Genomic DNA, 16955 nt, shown 5'->3' with positions numbered 1-16955 from the left:
CTAACTAGTCTGTTAGACACAAAAGAACACACGGAGACAGGAATGCAAGCGCCTCAGTCCACGGTAGACCCGTCCGAGATCGCCAAATTCGAAGCAATGGCCGCGGAGTGGTGGGATCCCAACGGCAAGTTCAAGCCGTTGCATATGCTGAATCCCTGTCGGCTTGATTACATCACCCAGCAGATCGCCGGGGAATTCGGCCGTGATCTGACGCAGCCGGAGCCATTCAGGGGCCTGCGCCTTCTCGACATTGGCTGCGGCGGCGGGCTGTTGTCGGAACCGATGGCGCGCCTTGGCGCCGAGGTCGTGGGGGCCGATGCTGCCGCCGGGAACCTGCCGGTGGCGCGGATTCATGCGGAACAATCCGGCCTTACCATCGATTACCGCCACACCACTGCCGAGGCCCTGGCCGAAGCCGGTGAACAGTTCGACGTGGTTCTCAACATGGAGGTGGTTGAACATGTGGCCGATCCGCTGAGCTATCTGACCGCAACGCGGGAGTTGCTGAAACCGGGCGGCTTGCAGATCTGTTCCACCATCAACCGCAATCCCAAAAGCTATGTCATGGCCATCTTTGGCGCCGAGGTGGTGATGCGCTGGCTGCCGCGCGGCACCCATGAATGGAATAAATTCATCACCCCGGACGAGCTGTTCGAGCTGCTGCGCAAGGCGGGGCTGGAGCCAGTCGACCGTAAGGGGTTCGTGTTCAACCCGGTGACCTGGGGCTGGTCGATTTCTCCGCGCGATCTTTCGGTCAACTACGTCACGGCCAGCACCAAACCCGCCGCGTAACAAGGTGGCGGATAACCGCCTCCTATCCTTTCGTATAGGAGACCTAATCCCTCTGCGTACTTGGCGTTTGACTCGATTTAGTATAAAACCGTCCGATCGGTTGGGTTTTAGTCTGACCGATACCGGGCCTTGGCCCTTAACAGAGTGAATGCTGTACCCGATGGCCTATCGGCACAATGCGAAATGATCGCTGCCACCACTCACGCGGCCAGATGGGAAATTGAGAAAGGGATGCCCGTTACACGGCATCCCTTTCTTTTTGGGGCACAGGCAAACGCAAGGGCATGGAGGCCGCGCCGGGCGGCGCTTAGTCGTCTTCCAGCTTGCTGCGCAACTCCCGCAGGATCGGAAGTGCGGCGCGCACCCGGTCGCCGCCCAGCTCATCCACCACTTCGGAGATTACCGGCACGATACTGGCCAGCGCCGCATCGCGCGCCTGCCTGCCTGCGGGGCTGATCGCCACCATCTTGCGTCGGGCATCATCCCAGTCGGGGCGGATATGCACATAACCCGCCATCTCCAGCTTGTTCAGCGTATTGGTCATGGCACCGCGGGTAACGTGAAACGCCTTCGCCAGCTGCGCCGGAGAGCGTTCCAGCCCGGCCCGTGCCAGATGGTTCAGAACCGAAAAATGCGACAGTTCCATTCCCTTGGGCAGGGCCTTGCCCAGCCGCGAGCGCGCCAGCTGGTCGGCCATCAGGATTTCACTGAACAGCGAAACGGCCAGAGAATGTGATTCTTCCATCAGGGTCCGTCGAACTCTCGATCATGGGTCAGCGCAGGAACACGTTTGCGTGCTTCTGCCACTTTTTCCATATCAAGATCAACGCAGACAACCCCGGGATCGGTCCCGGCGTCCGCCAGAATCTCTCCCCAGGGCGCCACAACCAGCGAATGCCCGAATGTGCGGCGCGATGCGCCCCGGCTGGCTGGATGGGTCCCAGTCTGGGCAGGCGCCAGCACGTAGCAGCCGGTTTCGATCGCGCGGGCCTGCAGCAGCGTGTGCCAATGGGCGGCGCCAGTCACGTGGGAAAAGGCCGCCGGAACCGTCAACACCTGCGCCCCGGCCTGCGCCAGCGTCCGGTGCAGATGAGGAAAGCGCACGTCATAGCAGATGGTCATGCCGATCCTGGCAAAGGGAGTCTCTGCCAGCACCGCGCGGGTGCCGGGGCGATAGCCATCCGATTCGCGGTAGGTTTCCTCAGGCGTGACCTCCACATCGAACATGTGGATCTTGTCATAGCGGGCGACGATCCCGCCATCGGGGCCGATCAGGAACTGGCGATTGGTAAAGCGCCCATCCGCATCGTGGGTCTTGATGCCGAGCGAGCCGAGCACCATCCAGACGCCCAGTTTCGCGGCCTCGTCGCGCAGGGCAGCCAGGGTCGGATCGTCTTCTTCGTGATGCAGGACGGCTTTCTGATGCGCGCGGCTGGTCGAAAGGCAATTGGTGACCTCGGGCGTCAGCACGAAACCGGCGCCCTCGGCCACCGCTGTGGCCATCATGGCGCGCACGCTGTCCAGATTCTCGGCTGGATCATCGCTTGAGGTCATCTGCAACAGGGCTGCGCGCATCAGGTGGGTCTCCGGTTTCAGGCGGACAGCAACTGATCCAGTTTGCCGGCCTGTTCAAGCGCGTAAAGCTCATCACAACCGCCCACATGCGTGTCGCCGATAAAAATCTGCGGCACCGTGCGGCCCCCGTTCGCGCGCTGGATCATTTCAGGTTTGCGTTTCGGGTTCATCATAACGTCGACCTCGGAAAAGGTCACACCCTTCTGGTTCAAAAGCCGTTTTGCGGCGTGGCAAAAGCCGCACAGATGCGAGGTGTAGATTTCCACCGGTTTCATGCAGGTCTCCAATATATTCGGGTTTTTGCGTTTGTGAGGGATATGGGGCCGCAATGCAATCTTTGCCAGAGGCCCCGGCAAAGCGGTCACGCATGCGTGACGCGGGCCAGAACGACGATCCGCACCTCTTCCGCACCAGCGCGCAGGCAGGCATCGGCGCAGGCCGACAGGGTCGCCCCGGAGGTCATAACATCATCCACCAACAAGACGTTGCGACCGCTCAGGGCAGGCGCCTTGCGCGGCGGCACCCCGATCACATCACCCAACAGCCGGAACCGTTCGCTCCGCGACCGCCCGTCCAATGACGGTGTTCTGCGGTGGCGGCGCAGCAGATCGGGGCAATATTGCAGCCCAGCGCGGCGTGCCAACGCCCTGGCCAGCACGGCGGACTGATTGTAACGGCGTTTCAGAAGTCGGCTCCAATGCAGGGGCACCGGGCAGACCAGCGGACTATCCTGCAGCAAAGGTTCCGCCACCCGCGCCATCCAGGCCGCCGCCGGAGGAGCAATATCAAGCCGGTCCCCATGTTTCAGCGCCAGCACCAGCTCGCGCGCCTTACCGCCATAGACAAGCGCGGCACGGCCCTGGCTCCACGGGCGGGGCGTCGCCATGCAATCATCGCATTCGATGCGAAATCCGTCGCTCTCCCCGGGCAGGGGCACCCCGCAGCCTTCGCAAACCGTGCCGGAAATGAACTCCGTCTCGCGCCAGCAGGGACCGCACAGGCCCGCGTCCTGCCCGACCAGCCCACCGCAGCCCAGACAGCGCGGCGGATAGATCAGTGAAACAGCGGTTTGAAACTGCGCCAACAGCATTTAAGTAGCCCCCCATGACGCAAAACACACAACACCAGCCACAGCTGTTTGACAGGCAGGCTTTGGCAGCGCATCGGGCCCGGCGGCAGCAAGAGGCCCTGTTCCTGCACCAGATGGCACGGGACGAGGTCGAAGATCGCCTCAGCATGGTTAACAGAACCTTTACCGCCCCTGCGGTGGTGTCTCCTTTTGCGGAGATTTGGGACGGTGCCCTTGGCGGTGCGACCTGCGTGGCGGACGAGGATGTTCTGGATCTGCAGCCCGGCGCCCATGACGTGGTGATCCATGCGATGGGCCTGCACTGGGCCAATGATCCGGTTGGCCAGCTGATCCAGTGCCGCCGCGCCCTGAAGGAAGACGGGCTGCTGCTGGCGGTGATGCTGGGCGGGCAGACATTGCAGGAGCTGCGCGTGGCGCTGGCCGGAGCAGAAACCGAGGTACTGGGCGGGCTATCTCCGCGCATCGCCCCGATGGGCGAGGTCCGCGATCTGGGCGCCTTGCTGCAACGGGCCGGGTTCGCCCTGCCGGTGGCCGATGTGGTGCCGCTGACGGCGGAATACCGCGACCTGATGCATCTGATGCGCGAATTGCGGGCCATGGGAGAGACCAACGCCCTGACATCCCGCCTGAAACGCCCGGTCCCGCGACGCCTGTTCCACCGTGCCGAAGAGATCTATCGCCAGCACTTCGAGACCGAGACCGGCCGCCTGCCCGCCAGTTTCGAACTCATCTGCCTGACCGGCTGGTCCCCCTCCGAAAGCCAGCAGAAACCGCTGCGCCCCGGCTCGGCCCAGATGCGGCTGGCGGATGCCCTGAAAGTGCCGGAAACCAAGCTGCCCGACTAGGCCCGCGCCACTTCGGACAATAGGCAAACGCGATGGCTGCACAAATTTGATCCGATTGGTCTTTGACCGCGTATGCCATTACTATTGCGCCGAAACACAAAGCCCCAACCGCACAGGACACATCAATGCTGGATTCGACCTCAACTGCAAAATGCCCTGTTCACGCTCCTGCCGACCACCCCAAGGTGCAGCCGGAAAAGGTGGGCATTCTGCTTGCGAACCTCGGCACCCCGGATGACTATAGCTACTGGCCCATGCGCCGCTATCTGAGCGAATTCCTGTCGGACAAGCGGGTGATCGACTACCCGTCGTGGAAATGGCAGCCGCTGTTGCAGCTGATCATCCTGACCAAACGTCCGTTCAGTTCGGGCGAGGCCTATAAATCCATCTGGAACCACGACAAGGGCGAAAGCCCGCTGATGACCATCACCAAGGACCAGACCGCCAAGATGGCAAAGGTGATGTCCGACCGGTATGGCGATCAGGTCATGGTCGATTTCTGCATGCGCTATGGCAACCCGTCGACCAAGTCCAAGGTCCGCGAAATGGTCAAGGCGGGCTGCCAGAAGATCCTGTTCGTGCCGCTCTATCCGCAATATGCCGGCGCCACATCGGGCACCGCGAATGACCAGTTCTTCCGTGCCCTGATGGAAGAAACCTGGCAACCTGCCGCCCGCACCATTCCTGCCTATTTCGACGAACCCGCCTATATCGATGCGCTGGCGCGTTCCGTCGAAGAGGCCTATGCCAAGGCGTCGAGTCGCCCTGATATTCTGGTCGTATCCTACCACGGCATGCCGAAACGCTATCTGATGCAGGGCGATCCCTACCACTGCCAGTGCCAGAAAACGACGCGCCTTCTGAAAGAGCGCCTTGGCTGGGAAGACACCGAGATCACGACGACCTTCCAGTCGGTCTTTGGCCCCGAGGAATGGTTGAAACCCTATACCGTCGACCACGTCGCCACGCTGGCCAAGGAAGGCAAAAAGAACATCGCCGTGATCGCCCCGGCCTTTTCTGCCGACTGCATCGAAACGCTCGAAGAGATCAACGAAGAGATCAAGGAAAGCTTTGAAGAGGCGGGGGGCGAGGACTTCCTCTATATCCCCTGCCTCAACGATGATGACGATCACATCGCAGCACTGGCCGGTGTCATCGAACAGAATTTGAAAGGCTGGGTGGACTAACGCCGCACCCCGGTTCAAATAGGATCCAATATTGGGTTGCCGCCGAAGCGGCGGATCGGGGGGGTTTATGACACAGGCGCATTGGGCGGCCGCATTTGCGGCACATTGGGGGATCGAGGCGGAGCTAACCCGCCTTGATGGCGAATACGATCTTAACTTTCTGGCGCTGGCGGCGGATGGCTCCGGCTATATCGTCAAGGCGATGCGCCCCGGCTGCGCGCAGGATCTGGTCGATATGCAGGTGCAGGCCCTCGACCATATAGCCAGGGCGGCGCCGGATCTGCCCTGCCCGCGCGTGATTCGGGCCAGAAACGGCGCCGCAATGTGCGCGATTGCCGATGAAACCGGCGCTGAACGGCTGGTCTGGGTCATCAACCAACTGCCCGGCCGCTGCTACGCCAAGGCCGCACCGAAATCCGACAGCCTGATCCACGAGGTTGGCGCGGTGCTCGGCCAGACTGACGCGGCGCTGGCGGATTTTCAGCATCCGGGCCTTGAGCGGGATTTCAAATGGAACCTAATGCAGGCCAGGTGGATTGCCGATGATCTGGATTGCATTGCCGATCCGGCCCGCAGGGCCCTACTGACCGATATTCATGGCGCCTTTGCCGAACTGGCACCCGACCTTGTCAAGCTGCCACAGCAGGCAATCCACAATGATGCCAATGATTACAATATCATCGTATCGGGAGAACTCAGCGAACCGCGCCGGGTATCCGGCCTCATCGACCTTGGCGATATGTGCAACGCGCCGCGCGTCTGCGATCTGGCGATCGCGGCCGCCTATATCGTTCTGGACCATCCCGACCCCGAGGCCGCGCTGGCCGCGCTGGTGGCGGGCTATCATTCCGCCTGTCCGCTGAACCCGGGCGAGGTGGACATGATCTGGCCGCTGCTGCGGGCGCGGCTTGCGGTCTCAGTGGTGAACTCCACCTTGATGGCCGCAGAGAACCCCGATGATCCTTACGTGACCATCTCGCAGGCGCCTGCTTGGCGGTTCCTCGAAGGCTTTGACCTGAACGCCAAGCTGGTGAACGCCCGCCTGCGCGCCGCCTGCGGCCTGCCGGTGGTCGAAGGCGCCGATCGGGTGCTGACGTGGCTAAATGCAGAACGCGGCAATTTCGCTCCCCTGATGGGCGCGGATCTGAGCGACGTGCCGATGGGGTCGCTCTCGGTCGAAAACGCCACCTGGCCGCAGAACCCGTTCGATATGCCGCTGGAAGAAGCCGCCCGCGTCGGCGAGGAATACGGCACCGGCATCTGGCTGGGCTATTACAACGAACCGCGGCTGATCTACACCGCGCCCGCCTTTCGCAAGGGGCGCTGGAAGGCCAGCAACCGGCGCACCGTGCATCTGGGCGTGGATGGCTTTGCCCCTGCGGGTGCCCCCCTATATGCGCCGCTGGCGGGCGAGGTCTTTATCGTCGAGAACCGGGCGCATCATCTGGACTATGGCGGCACCATCATTCTGCGCCATGAGACACCGGCGGGAGACACCTTCTACACACTTTACGGCCATCTGGATCCGGAATGCTGCGACCGCCTGAAACCCGGCGACACCGTGGCGCGGGGCGAAGCCTTCTGCCGCCTGGGCGATCCCACACAGAACGGCGGTTGGGCACCGCATGTGCATTTCCAGCTGGCGATGACCACCGACGGGATCGAGGCGGACTGGCCCGGTGTCGGTGACCCGGACGAGATGTACCTGTGGCACGCGATCTGCCCCAACCCGGCGGCGCTGATGAATCTGCCCGATGACAAGACCTGCTATCAGCCCACCGACAAGGGCGAGATCTTGCAAGCGCGCCGCGCGCATTTCGGCGGCAATCTCAGCCTCACCTACTCCGATCCGGTGATGCTGCTGCGGGGCTGGAAACACCACCTGTTCGATGAATGGGGCAGGCCCTATCTCGATGCCTATAACAACGTGCCTCACGTGGGCCACGCCCATCCGCGCATTCAGGCGGTGGCGGCGGATCAGCTGAAGCGGATGAACTCCAACACACGCTACCTGCACCCTGCGCAGGTCGCCTTTGCCGAGAAGGTGCTGTCGAAACTGCCAGCCCCGTTCGAGGTCTGTTTCTTCGTCAACTCCGGCACCGAGGCGAACGAGCTGGCCCTGCGGCTGGCCCGCGCCCATACCGGCGCCAAGGGCATGGTGACGCCAGACCACGGCTATCACGGCAACACCACCGGCGTGATCGACATCTCCGCCTACAAATTCAACGCCAAGGGCGGCGTTGGCCAATCGGACTGGGTGGAACTGGTCGAGGTCGCGGACGACTATCGCGGCAGCTTCAAACGCGACGATGCGAACCGAGCGCAGAAATTCGCGGACCTCGTCGATCCTGCGATTGCCAAGCTGAAGGACAAGGGACACGGGCTGGCCGGGTTTATCGCCGAAACCTTCCCCTCGGTCGGCGGGCAGATCATCCCGCCCAAGGGGTACCTGCCGGCGGTCTATGAAAAGGTCCGCGCCGCCGGGGGCATCTGCATCGCCGACGAAGTGCAGACCGGTCTGGGACGGCTCGGGGACTATTACTTCGGCTTTGAACACCAGGGCGCGCTGCCCGATATCGTGGTGATGGGCAAGCCCATCGGTAACGGCCACCCGCTGGGTGTTCTTGTCACCACCCGCGCCATTGCCGACAGTTTCGCCAAGGGGCCGGAGTTCTTCTCGACCTTCGGCGGCTCGACCCTGTCCTGCCGCATCGGCAAGGAGGTGCTGGACATCGTCGATGACGAAGGGCTGCAACAGAACGCCAAGGCCATGGGCGACCAGCTGATGGCAGGACTGCGGCAGCTTGAGGCGAAACATGCCTGCGTCGGTGATGTGCGCGGCATGGGGCTGTTTCTGGGGCTGGAGCTGATCAACGCAGATGGCAGCGAGGCGACCGGGATCTGTTCATACGTCAAGAACCGCATGCGCGATCACCGAATCCTGATCGGCAGCGAAGGACCCAAGGATAACATCCTGAAGATTCGTCCGCCGCTGACCATCGACAGCGATGACGTGGAGATGATCGTGCAGACGCTGGATCTTATTCTGGATGAGGTCGCCACCCTCTGAGGGCGGCCCCACCGGACACTCTGTTTCCGGCCAGCAGGCAATAAAAAAGGCGGTGGAAAACCACCGCCTTTTTAAATCTTGCAAGAAGCAATTAGTTGCTTGCGACAGCTGCGCCAACCAGGACCAGCAGCAGCAGCGGCAGCAGGATGCCGGAAGACGAGCTTTCGGCCTGCTCAACGATTACCGGTGCTTCGATAACGGGCTCTGCCAGGTTGCCGGCAGAAGCGGTGGAAGCGGCGGCAGTCAGAGCAGCTGCGATAACGAGTTTTTTCATGTTAACCTCCAGAATTCGCGTCGGACACAACAATGGCCTACGCACCCAAGACTTATCTCGTATTTTTTTCTAACCAAGTAACCCTCGGGAATGCAAATGCTTGTTTAAAAGGGCAGCCTTGCGCGTGCGGCAATGTCGTCAAATTAGCAACACTTGCGTGCCCACCTTGGTCAGCTGAAACAGCTGCGCGATGTGCTCGTTATAAAGCCCGATGCAGCCGTTCGACGATTTCCGCCCAATTTTGCGCGTATCGTGGGTCCCATGGATGCGGTAGAACTTCCAACTGAGATACAAAGCATGTGATCCCAATGGGTTATCCGGTCCTGGCGGGATGTATTTTGGCCATTCAGGGTTCCGTTTCAGCATGTTCGGCGTCGGCGACCAGCTGGGGCCATCAACCTTGCGGATGACCGAAGTCCGACCCCGGCGGGTCAGATCGTCGGACAAGGGCACCGAAGAGGGGAACAATTTGTAGACCGATTCATCCTCTGACCAGTAATGCAGCGCCCGGCTGTCGATATCGACGAGAATCGCTCCTTTGCGCAGATTATCGAAATAGGGCCTCCAGTTTTTGGCGCGGAAGGCCGAGATATTGCGTTTGACCGGCGGTTCCGGCTCTGGCGGCGGGCGCAGGGGATCATAGGCAACATCCTCGTCCTGCGCGACACCTTCGGCGAGGGCCGGAGAGGACAGCAGCGCCGCCGACCCTGCCAGAAATTGGCGCCGGGACGGTTTATCAAACAGACTGTGGGTCATGGTCTTTCCCTGCAGGTAAACATCAAAATACTGGCGGTATATTATGGCTCTTAAGCCTCAGTCGCAAATCAAACCGCCGATTAAGGGTCCCGAATGGCCGACGCAGGTTTGCACCTGCGCCTCAGGAAGGCTAAGTGCAGGAACAATGAAACTGAGCGAGATGCATGATGACGCGTGTTTTCCTGATCCTGGCTGCTGCCTTCGTTACCCTTGCTGCGGCCTGTACTCCGGTCCCTCAGACGGGTGAGGGCGGCGGAACAGTCTACAGGATCCGCAATGCCGACAAAGTACAGATCCGTATGCTCGATTCGGTTAATGCACTGCGCCAGGCGGCCTCTGCCCCGCAGGTCCAGCTGAATGCCCAGCTGAACGCCGCTGCCGCCACCCATTCGCGTGACATGTCGGTTCAGAACCGTCCCTGGCACTTCGGCTCAGACGGGTCCTCGCCGCTGGATCGCGTCGCCCGCACTGGCTACCCCGGCTCCATGCTGGGCGAGGCGATTTCGGAAACCTACGAGAACGAGCTTCAGACCCTGACCGCCTGGATGGAAGACCGCGGTACCCGCGCGGTGATTCTGGATCCCAAGGCCACCAACATGGGCTTTTCCTGGTACCAGGAACCCAACGGTAAGATCTGGTGGACGCTGGTGATGGGCAACTAAAAGCCCGCTCACCGGGCAGCTCTGCCCCAGGCTATCGGGACAGGCTGCGGATTCTCGAAGCCCTCAGGGGCGCAGGGAAATCAGGGTGCCAGTCTGAACCATGGCGTAGACCTCTTCGATCTCGTGGTTCTTGACGGCGATACAGCCTGCTGTCCAATCCTTGACCCGCGCCGCGCGCTTGCGGTCCTTGTGGTCATTCGGCTCTCCGTGAATGAAGATCTCTCCACCCGGCTTTTTCCCCAAGGATTGAGCATGGGCGACATCCGCCGAGTTGGGATAAGAAATGCCCACCGACAGGTGAAAGCTGCTGTTCGGGTTGCGACGGTCAATCAGATAGGTGCCTTCCGGCGTCTTACCGTCGCCTTCGACACGCTTGGCCCCGTCCGGCGCAAAGCCAAGATCGACCTCATATTCGCGCAACACATCCTCGTTGTTGAGAAGATACATTTTACGCGCGCCCTTGTTGACCACGATTGAGGTCACCTCGGGGCCTGAATAGCTTTTGAACTTGCTCTCAGCCTGGCTGCACCCTGCAACCATCGCACAAGAAACCGCTCCGAGCCCGAATAACCGCCTGTCCATTTTCGAACCTGTTTTTATTGACTGCCTAGAGCGCAGAATACCCGAAAATTTCCGAACTCGAAATCACTTCTTTGTCTGCTGATCCACCGCCGCGCTGTCGGAAAGGCGCCGTTCGATGGCCTCCAGCCGCGCCAGAACCTCGTCCCGGTAGGCGCCAGTGCGCTGGTCGTCTTCTTCGGAATGGGCATCCTGCATGGAGTTCACAATAAGACCCACCAGAAGGTTCACCACGGCAAAGGTCGTGACCATGATAAACGGCACGAAGAAGGCCCAGGCATAGGGGTAGACCTCCATCACCGGGCGCACGATTCCCATCGACCAGCTTTCCAGCGTCATGATCTGGAACAGGGAATAGGCGCTGAGGCCAAGATCACCGAACCATTCTGGGAAACTATGACCGAACAGTTTGGTCGCCATCACCGCGCCAATATAGAAAATGATCGCCATCAGCAGGAACACCGAGCCCATCCCCGGCAGCGCGGTAATGAAACCCTCCACCACGCGACGCAGGCGGGGGGCTACCGAGATGACCCGCAAAACCCGCAGGATCCTGAGCGCCCGCAGCACCGACAGCCCCTGTGCCCCCGGCACCAGCGCGATACCGACGATGACGAAATCAAAAACGTTCCAGCCGCTGACAAAGAACCGCAGCCGCGCCACCAAAAGCTTGGCCAGAATCTCGGCAACGAAAATGGACAGGCACAGGTAGTCGATGAAGTGGATGATCGGACCGATCCGCTCCATGATCCCGGCCGAGGTCTCCATCCCCAGCGTGACCGCATTGATCAGGATGACCGTCGTCACGAACCGGCTGAACCGGTGACTGTCCAGGATCTTGCGAAGGGTCTGCATCACGCTCATCAATCCAGTCTGTTGGGCGGCTGTCAGCTGTCCAGCGTGAAGCTGGCAGCCAGTTCCGTATGGGCGGACCAGCGGAACTGGTCAACCACCTGGACCCAGTTCAGACGATAGCCCGCGGCGACCAGCGTCTTTGCGTCGCGGGCAAAGGTCACCGGGTTGCAGGAAACATAGGCAATGACCGGCGTGCGGGCCTGTGCCAGCTGGGCAATCTGCGCCTCGCCACCCGCGCGGGGCGGGTCGATGACCGCAGCGTCGAAATGGGCGCCAAAGGGGTTCAGATCCTCAGGCAGCAACGGATTGCGGAACAGATCGCGGACTTCAGAGGTGACCTTTTTCAGCCCCTGCGCCCGGCGCCAGCCCGCATCGAGGGCGGCAATCATGTCCCGCTCGCCCTCGACTGCGTGAACTTCGGCATCCTGCGCTAGTGGCAGGGCGAAAGTGCCGCATCCCGCAAAAAGGTCGACAAGGCGTTTTGCGCCTTTGGTGATTTCCTGAACGGCAGACAGCAGCGCCGCCTCGCCATCCTTGGTGGCTTGCAGAAACGATCCCGGCGGCGGGCAGACGCGGGCGGGACCAAAAGCCTGCACCGGGGGCTGCTCCATCAGCACCTGCTCATCCCCCCAGGTCAGTCGGGCCACGCCGTTCTGACCGGCGATGCGCGCCAGTTCCAGCCGCAGGGAGCCATCCAGGGGCTTGCCCTCGCGCACCATCACGTCCAGCCCGACCTCGGATGTGGTCAGCGTGACAGAAAGGGGCGCCTTGCGGCTGGCCCCGGCCATGGCGAGTTCCTCGGCCAGCGGGATGGCCCGGATCAACGCCCGATCCAGCAGCTGGCAATCCGGAATCGGGGTGATCACATCCGATGCACGCCCGTGAAACCCGGCCATCGCGCCCTTCTTGGTGCGGCGCACGGTCAGGGTGGCGCGGCGGCGGCTGCGCGACGGCGAGGTATGGATGGGGCGGAATTCGGTCTCAAGCCCCTGCGCCCGCAGCGCGGTTTTCACCACCTCGACCTTCCAATCGGCGACAAAGGCATCGCTGGCGTGCTGCAACTGGCAGCCACCACAGGATTTATAGTGTCGGCACGGCGCCTGCACGCGGGTTTCGGAGGGCGTTTCGATCCGCACTTCGGTCAGCTGGCTGCCGCTTACTACGCCGCTGACCACCTCTCCCGGCAGGGTGCGGGGGGCGAACAACGGGCCTTCGGCGACCCCGTCGCCCTGTTGGCCAAGACGGGTGATCGTAGCTGTGGTTCTGGCTGCATCTGTCATGCAGCGTAGATAGCCTGCGCAGACCCGGCGCAAAAGAGCCAAACGGCACGGGGCAGACAAACCCTCCTGCGCCGGTTGCTATTCGGCAGCTTCGGTCGTGTCCTCGTCGGTGCAGATAAATCCGCCGGACTGACGTGCCCAGAACTGCGCATAGCGCCCGCCCTGCGCCAGAAGATCCTCGTGGCTGCCCACCTCAACCATCTGGCCCTGATCCATCACAATGATCCGGTCCATTTCGCTGAGCGTGGACAGGCGGTGGGCGATGGCCAGAACCGTCTTGCCCTCCATCACCCGTTCCAGCGCGGTCTGGATTGAGGCTTCGACCTCGGAATCCAGCGCCGAGGTTGCCTCGTCCAGAACCAAGATAGGCGCATCCTTCAGGATCGCGCGGGCCAGGGCGATCCGCTGACGCTGACCGCCGGACAGTTTGACGCCACGCTCGCCCAGATGCGCCTCATAGCCCTCGCGCCCCTGACCGTCCGCAAGATCCTGAATGAATTCATGCGCCTCGGCCTTCTGTGCGGCGGCGATCAGCTCTGCCTCGCTGGCATCGGGGCGACCATACAGGATATTGTCGCGGGCGGAGCGATTGAACATGGCAGTTTCCTGCGTGACCATGCCGATCTGCCGCCGCAGGCTGTCCTGTGTGACGCCAGTGATGTCCTGCCCATCGATCAGAACGCGCCCCTCTTCGGCATCGTAAAGCCGCAAGAGCAGCGACACCAATGTCGACTTCCCGGCGCCCGAAGCCCCGACAATGCCCAGTTTCTCCCCCGGTTTGATGGTCAGGTCGATGCTGCGCACGCCGCCGATATTGCGGCCATAGGAGAAACTGACGTGATCGAAATGCACCTGTCCCTCGCGCACCACCAGATCGCGGGCATCTTCGGAATCGGTGATGCGGTCGAACCGGGCCAGCGTCTTGATGCCGTTCTCCACCTCACCCACGTTGGCGTAAATCCCCATCAGCGCAAAGCTGAGCCAGCCAGTCATCTGTGCCAGCCGGATCGCGATGGTGCCCGCCGCCACGATATCGCCTTCGCTGGCCTGCCCTCCCTGCCACAGGAGCAACGATGCACCGATCATCATCACCGGCAGAACACCGGCACAGCCCATCAGGCAGAAGCGGAAGCTCGCCGACAGGGTGCCAAGATGCAGCCTCGCATCGCGGTAGCCCGCCATGGCATCCTTGGCGCTTTCTTCCTCGTTACCGGCATGAGCGAAAAGCTTCACCGTCTTGATATTGGTGATCGTGTCGACCACCTGCCCCGACACCATGGCCCGCGCCCCGGCCATCTTACCCGAGCGTTCGCGGACGCGCGGTAGGAACCAGCGGATCAGGCTGAAATAGCCGATGAGCCAGATCGCAAACAGCCCGGTAATCCGCCAATCGATCGACCCCAGAAGGGCAAAGGTACTGATCAGCGCCGCAAGGCCAAAGATCACCACATTGATCCCCTCGACCGCGACCTGCGTCATGGCATTGGCGGTCTGCATCTGCTTTTGCGCGATGCGCCCGGCAAAATCATCGTCGAAATAGCTAACCGACTGGCCCAGCACCCAGGTGTTGATCCGCGACAGGATCAGCGGCGAAATGAAAGGCTGCACCAGCACCGCATTGGCAAAGGCGCCGAGCCCCAGAATCGCCGGGCGAAACAGCAGGAAGAAGGCCGCAAAGGCCACCACCACCAGCATATGTTCGGCAAAGAAGGCCTGCGGCCCGGCATCCACTGCGGTATCGATGATGAACCCCAGAAGAAAGGCATTGAGCGTATCCATACCGCCGGCCATCACCGACAGGATCGTGAACAGCCCCAACACCGGCCAGGCCCCCGCCAGCGCCCAGCGCGCAAAGGCCACAAGCGTTTCCGGCGGCGGCCCTGCGGCAGGCCGGAACGGATTGAGACGCCGGTCGAGAAAGGATTTCAGCATTGTTCTTCTGCCTCTGCGTTCAGAAAGCCACCCGATTGGCGCGCCCAGAATTGTGCATATAGGCCGCCCTGCTGCAAAAGCGCGTCATGGCTGCCCTGTTCGGCAATCCGTCCCTGATCCAGCACCAGAATGCGGTCCATCTGAGCGATGGTGGACAGGCGGTGGGCGATGGCAATCACCGTCTTGCCCTCCATCATGCCATAAAGAGTCTCCTGAATGGCGGCTTCGACCTCAGAATCGAGCGCCGAGGTTGCCTCGTCCAAGAGCAGAATCGGTGCGTCCTTCAGAATGACCCGCGCCAGGGTGATCCGCTGACGCTGCCCGCCAGAGAGTTTCACGCCGCGCTCCCCCACATGGGCGTCATATCCTGTGCGCCCCTGCGGGTCCTCCAGATCCAGAATGAACTCCTGCGCCTGGGCCTGCCGGGCGGCGGCGAGCATCTCTTCCTCACTGGCATCCGGGCGACCATAGAGCAGATTGTCCCGCACCGACCGATGCAGCAACGCGCTGTCCTGCTGCACCATGCCGATATTCTGGCGCAGGCTGTCTTGCGTCACCTGCCGGATGTCCTGCCCATCGATCAGAATTTGCCCCCGGTCCGGATCGTAGAACCGAAGCAAAAGCTTCACGAGCGTCGATTTGCCCGCACCAGAGCGCCCGATCAGGCCGATCTTCTCACCTGGTTTGATGGTCAGGCTGATGCTGTCCAGCCCGCCTGCCTCGCGGCCATAATGGTGCGACAGATCCCGCAGTTCGATCTCTCCCGCGCTCAGTTGCAAAGGCTGCGCTTCAGGCTGATCGACCAGCGTGATTGGCTGGGCAATCGTACGCATCCCCTCGGCCACCACGCCCAGCTGGCGGAAAAACGATGTCAGCGCCCACATGATCCAGCCGGTCATCGCGTTGAGCCGCAGCGTCAGTGCGGTGGCCGCCGCCACCACCCCGACCGAGGCCGCACCCTGCATCCACAACAGGAAGGCCCAGCCGACAACGCCAACGATCAGCAGCCCGTTCAGCATGACCAGCACCCCATCCATGACGGTGAAGATCCGCATCTCTTCCTGAAAGGTCGTGCGCGCATCCTCGATCGCCTCTTTGGCATAGGAAAGCTCACGATCGTCATGGGCGAACATCTTGACCGAATGGATATTGGAATAGCTGTCCACCACCCGCCCCGTCACGGTGGAGCGCGCATCGGAGGCCGCTTCGCTGGCCGGGCCCACGCGCCGCACGGTCCAGCGCACCAGCAGCGCATAAAGCGCGAACCAGATCGCCAGCGGCAGCATCAGCCGCGCGTCGGCGGCAAAGAGCAGCACCGCAGCCCCCACCAGATAGGCCAGTGAAAAGGTGATGGCGTCAAAGACCTGAAACACCACCTCTCCGGCAGCCGGGGGCGTCTGCATGATCCGGTTGGCAATGCGGCCGGCAAAATCGTTTTCGAACCAGCTGACCGATTGGCGCAGCACATGCCGATGTGCCCGCCAGCGGATGAGCGTGCCGAAATTGGGCAGGATCGCATTGTTCAGCAGCAGCACATCCACCAGCTGCAGGGCGGGCCGCAGGAACAGGATCAAAAGGGCGACGACGATCAGCTCGGTGCCGTGATCCTGCCAGACCTGAGCGGGCGTTCCCCCCAGCAGATCAACCACCCTGCCCATGTAATAGATCAGCCCGATCTCGATGGCAGCCACCACCACCGACATCATCGCCGTCAACACAAAGACGCGTTTGAAGGGCTGGGCATAGTCGCGCAGAAACGGCCAGAGCTGCGTCGGGGGCACGTCTTTTTCGGGATAGTCACAATAGGGATCAATGAGGTTTTCAAAGAAACGAAACATGGGCGGGTGCTCCAATCACTTGAGCAAATTATGGAATGCGGACATGCGTCAGATGGGTGCCGTCAAGGCCCCCTGACAAACGGGTGGTATCGGCGTTAGCTGTACCAGATCCCGTAATACATGAGCATTCCTCCCGGTGCCTGTCGTTCATGACAGCCCAATGGATAGACACCCAACCCGCTTTTGTCACCCCGTTTTGTCTCAGCTTGCGACTTCGCGG

General features: G+C 61.7%; 16 protein-coding genes. 5 read left to right on the top strand and 11 right to left on the bottom strand.

The genetic code is table 11. The features are described from left to right. Positions 1-42 precede the first annotated feature (42 nt). The gene (gene ubiG, locus C6W91_RS10230) at positions 43-792 is read left to right on the top strand and encodes a bifunctional 2-polyprenyl-6-hydroxyphenol methylase/3-demethylubiquinol 3-O-methyltransferase UbiG (RefSeq protein WP_274836062.1); all 750 of its coding nucleotides are present in this window, start codon (positions 43-45) and stop codon (positions 790-792) included. 307 nt (positions 793-1099) lie between these two features. On the opposite strand, the gene C6W91_RS10225 is transcribed toward ubiG, so the two are convergent. The 4 genes from C6W91_RS10225 to C6W91_RS10210 all read right to left on the bottom strand — a co-directional run bounded on the left by C6W91_RS10225 (position 1100) and on the right by C6W91_RS10210 (position 3457). Further along, positions 1100-1537 (bottom strand): MarR family winged helix-turn-helix transcriptional regulator, encoded by a 438-nt coding sequence (locus tag C6W91_RS10225; protein ID WP_065272072.1) that lies wholly within the window; start codon positions 1535-1537, stop codon positions 1100-1102. Continuing rightward, entirely contained in the window at positions 1537-2367 is an 831-nt protein-coding gene (locus tag C6W91_RS10220) for a carbon-nitrogen hydrolase family protein (protein WP_370570787.1), read from the bottom strand. Before C6W91_RS10220 ends, C6W91_RS10225 begins: the two co-directional genes overlap by 1 nt. A gap of 17 nt (positions 2368-2384) precedes the next feature. Further along, entirely contained in the window at positions 2385-2642 is a 258-nt protein-coding gene (gene grxC / locus C6W91_RS10215; RefSeq protein WP_370570786.1) for a glutaredoxin 3, read from the bottom strand. A gap of 86 nt (positions 2643-2728) precedes the next feature. Then, the gene (locus C6W91_RS10210) at positions 2729-3457 is read right to left on the bottom strand and encodes a ComF family protein (RefSeq protein ID WP_274837876.1); all 729 of its coding nucleotides are present in this window, start codon (positions 3455-3457) and stop codon (positions 2729-2731) included. 14 nt (positions 3458-3471) lie between these two features. Here C6W91_RS10210 and C6W91_RS10205 point away from each other — a divergent pair, with 14 nt between their 5' ends. The 3 genes from C6W91_RS10205 to C6W91_RS10195 all read left to right on the top strand — a co-directional run bounded on the left by C6W91_RS10205 (position 3472) and on the right by C6W91_RS10195 (position 8559). Next, on the top strand, positions 3472-4302 hold the full coding sequence (locus C6W91_RS10205) for an SAM-dependent methyltransferase (RefSeq protein ID WP_274837875.1): 831 nt from the start codon (positions 3472-3474) through the stop codon (positions 4300-4302). Positions 4303-4427: 125 nt separating this feature from the next. Further along, positions 4428-5489, top strand: coding sequence for a ferrochelatase (gene hemH / locus C6W91_RS10200; RefSeq protein WP_274837874.1), 1062 nt, complete (start codon positions 4428-4430; stop codon positions 5487-5489). Between the two features lie 67 nt (positions 5490-5556). After that, the gene (locus tag C6W91_RS10195) at positions 5557-8559 is read left to right on the top strand and encodes an aminotransferase class III-fold pyridoxal phosphate-dependent enzyme (RefSeq protein ID WP_274837873.1); all 3003 of its coding nucleotides are present in this window, start codon (positions 5557-5559) and stop codon (positions 8557-8559) included. A gap of 91 nt (positions 8560-8650) precedes the next feature. Here C6W91_RS10195 and C6W91_RS10190 read toward each other — a convergent pair whose 3' ends face one another. Both C6W91_RS10190 and C6W91_RS10185 read right to left on the bottom strand, forming a co-directional pair. Further along, positions 8651-8833 (bottom strand): hypothetical protein, encoded by a 183-nt coding sequence (locus tag C6W91_RS10190; protein WP_065272066.1) that lies wholly within the window; start codon positions 8831-8833, stop codon positions 8651-8653. 138 nt (positions 8834-8971) lie between these two features. Continuing rightward, positions 8972-9589 (bottom strand): L,D-transpeptidase, encoded by a 618-nt coding sequence (locus C6W91_RS10185; RefSeq protein WP_065272065.1) that lies wholly within the window; start codon positions 9587-9589, stop codon positions 8972-8974. Between the two features lie 167 nt (positions 9590-9756). Between C6W91_RS10185 and C6W91_RS10180 the strand changes: the two genes are divergently transcribed. Beyond that, complete coding sequence (locus C6W91_RS10180; protein ID WP_065273655.1) at positions 9757-10251, top strand: CAP domain-containing protein; 495 nt, start codon at positions 9757-9759, stop codon at positions 10249-10251. Between the two features lie 63 nt (positions 10252-10314). On the opposite strand, the gene C6W91_RS10175 is transcribed toward C6W91_RS10180, so the two are convergent. The 5 genes from C6W91_RS10175 to C6W91_RS10155 all read right to left on the bottom strand — a co-directional run bounded on the left by C6W91_RS10175 (position 10315) and on the right by C6W91_RS10155 (position 16735). Further along, on the bottom strand, positions 10315-10833 hold the full coding sequence (locus C6W91_RS10175) for a murein L,D-transpeptidase family protein (RefSeq protein WP_065272064.1): 519 nt from the start codon (positions 10831-10833) through the stop codon (positions 10315-10317). Positions 10834-10896: 63 nt separating this feature from the next. Next, positions 10897-11694: an ion transporter gene (locus tag C6W91_RS10170; RefSeq protein ID WP_274836054.1), complete on the bottom strand. Its 798-nt coding sequence runs from the start codon at positions 11692-11694 to the stop codon at positions 10897-10899. A gap of 23 nt (positions 11695-11717) precedes the next feature. Next, positions 11718-12965, bottom strand: coding sequence for a class I SAM-dependent RNA methyltransferase (locus C6W91_RS10165; protein ID WP_274836053.1), 1248 nt, complete (start codon positions 12963-12965; stop codon positions 11718-11720). Between the two features lie 78 nt (positions 12966-13043). Further along, positions 13044-14897 (bottom strand): ABC transporter ATP-binding protein, encoded by a 1854-nt coding sequence (locus C6W91_RS10160; RefSeq protein WP_274837872.1) that lies wholly within the window; start codon positions 14895-14897, stop codon positions 13044-13046. Further along, positions 14891-16735, bottom strand: a complete 1845-nt coding sequence (locus C6W91_RS10155; RefSeq protein ID WP_274837871.1) for an ABC transporter ATP-binding protein — start codon at positions 16733-16735, stop codon at positions 14891-14893. The genes C6W91_RS10160 and C6W91_RS10155 overlap by 7 nt, the downstream gene beginning before the upstream one ends. Positions 16736-16955 lie beyond the last annotated feature (220 nt).

This window comes from Phaeobacter sp. SYSU ZJ3003 (assembly GCF_041300735.1).
GTDB lineage: Bacteria > Pseudomonadota > Alphaproteobacteria > Rhodobacterales > Rhodobacteraceae > Phycobacter > Phycobacter gallaeciensis_A.
The sequence above is the reverse complement of the archived record's forward strand: the minus strand, read 5'-3'. Positions and strand labels throughout refer to the sequence as shown.